Source organism: Oleiphilus sp. HI0125 (assembly GCF_001635355.1).
The window spans coordinates 1-1220 of the sequence record NZ_LWGF01000115.1; the positions used below are offsets into that span (position 1 = coordinate 1).

The 1220-nt window shown below is 49.0% G+C and carries 1 protein-coding gene; it reads right to left on the bottom strand.

All coding sequences use genetic code 11. From position 1 onward, the window contains the following. Positions 1 to 1170, bottom strand: a 1170-nt coding sequence (locus tag A3762_RS02030) for a PhoX family phosphatase (protein ID WP_197468942.1), incomplete at its 3' end; no start/stop codon positions are given. Positions 1171 to 1220: the final 50 nt, after the last annotated feature.

The following is a 1220-nucleotide window of genomic DNA, read 5'->3' on the forward strand; positions in this document are numbered from 1 at the left end:
GCCCTCATCCATGTACTTCGCACCTGTGGCTAAACGATCGCTTGGCGATGCATCTGCTGCATCCCAAAGTGCGGTGGATACGAACTTATACATATATTCAAAGCGCCCATCATGACCTGTATAGAATACAACGGGTTGTCCAACGGTTAACTTACCGAAGACACAGCCTTCATGACGAATGCGACCTAGTGCAGTGCGTTTAACCGCCATGCTTGTGTTGTCGTATGGGTCGATTTCAACAATATAACCGTGGCCATTTGGCTCGTTACGGTAATCCGTTGTTGGACCTGAGCCAGATGGCGTCGCGTCAAAACGCGTGAACTCATCGGCGACTTCAGAGTCGTCACCTTTTACATCATCCCAACCGTAGCGCGTATCGTCATCGTCTACACCAAGACGTTCATCCGCTGTGCTGCGCGTACCGGTATTAACAAAATAACCAGGCCAGTTTTCTTCACATGTGAGATAGGTTCCCCAAGGAGTATAGCCATTGCCACAGTTATTCAATGTTCCACGAACACGGTCCCCCGCTTGTGAATATGGCGTCACTAGCACTGAAGGATCTTGAGTAACAGGCCCCGAGATGCGCATTTCTGTCGCACCCGTAAAACGACGATTATATGAGTCATTGTCGACAACAGACCAAGTATCACCAGTTAAACGAATACGGATAACAGAAACACCGTGTGCGTTGATTTCTTTGCGTACTTCTTCAACATCTGTGCGCATACCGGTAATCGCGTCACGTGTTGCACCAGCAGGGTGAAGTGCATTTTGGTCGATATATTCGTGGTTGATACACAACAAGCCATCTGTTTCTTCGTCGTTTAATGGGAAGAAGTGCATGCCATCGTGGTGCATACCTACTGAGTTCGCTTGGTCTTCAGCAGTGTTCNTGCCGTCATCACGCCAAGCATTTGCAGTATTGTTAAGCGGCGTGCCCCAAGGCGCTAGTACCGATGCGGTATAACCCGCAGCAACGGTCACTGCATCAGTGAGAGAACCTGGAATAGACTCAAACCCCAAAGACACTGAACTCTGATCAGCACCGACAGAAGGGCTATCGCTACTGCTACAAGCACTCAAACCAAATGTAGACAGCATGCCTAATGCAGCCATGCCCCCAACACCGCCTTTTAAAACCGCTCTGCGGTTAAAATTCGCTTCCATTACCTCTGAAAAAGGCGCATTGGAACTCTTGTTAAACTTGCGCGGATCAA